General features: G+C 54.1%; 1 protein-coding gene and 1 pseudogene. Both read right to left on the bottom strand.

Going from position 1 to position 875, the window contains the following annotated elements; translation table 11 throughout:
- On the bottom strand, positions 1–222 hold a 222-nt coding region (locus QJ48_RS35140; protein ID WP_202813860.1), incomplete at its 3' end, for a hypothetical protein.
- A 36-nt stretch (positions 223–258) separates the two neighbouring features.
- Positions 259–875, bottom strand: a pseudogene (locus tag QJ48_RS37905) (hypothetical protein); the annotation flags it as partial.

Here is an 875-nt window from a genome sequence, read left to right as displayed (position 1 = left end):
GCTTTCCGAAATGATGCTTTTGAATACCGTGATGCAGTCCCGGGTATTTTTCTTCTCCAGCGGATGCAGCGGGCAGTCGGCTCGCCGCACCTTTTCCTCGCATTGATTCAAGTAGCCGAACATCCGGCTGCGGGCGTCGGATAACGTCTCGCTGTCGACGAGCAATCGCAAAATATCCGGATTGGCGTCCAGCAGCTCGGAAATTTTCTCATGAGTAGCCATATGCAGCCTCCGCCCCATAACGTGAATTGGCCACGCTTAGCTCAGCAATTGCTCCTCCACCTGCTCGGCGAGCCGCAGCGCTTTTTCCTCCGGGTCCTCGACGCGCTTCAGCGCCTCTTCCCGAGTAATGATGCCCTGCCGCACCAGCAAGCTCATTTCAAAATCGTACGGATGAAAACGGTGAACCTGCTTGTGCTTCACGATCCCCAGCGAATTCAACCGACAATTCGTCGAATTCGGATCCACGTCCTCCGGCTTGGTCCATCCCAGCTCCCGGATCGTACGGTAAATTTCGTCCTCCTGATACCCAATGATCGGAAAGGCGTTGATCGTATAAGGAAACGGGGTCGTTCTGTACTCGTCCTTATCCAGCATGAGGTACGTATACACCTCGTCCCCTACGCGCTCCGCGAGCGGCTTGAACAAATTTCTCCGCAGCTCGTACGGAATTTTGTTGTCCTGAAATATAATTTCGTTCTCGGATTGGATCAGTTGCCCCGGGCTGTTGCCCAGCATCACCATCGGAATTCCTTTTTCGATAGCGACTCGCAAACACATGTTCGTCACGATGCGGATGCACGAGATGCAGATGCCGCTGCCGAATTGCGTCAGATGGGTCGGGTAAACCTCGGGCGCAGAGCTCTGCAAAAAAA

Source organism: Paenibacillus sp. A3, from assembly GCF_001399685.1.
In the GTDB taxonomy this organism is placed as follows: domain Bacteria; phylum Bacillota; class Bacilli; order Paenibacillales; family NBRC-103111; genus Paenibacillus_G.
The sequence above is the reverse complement of the archived record's forward strand: the minus strand, read 5'-3'. Positions and strand labels throughout refer to the sequence as shown.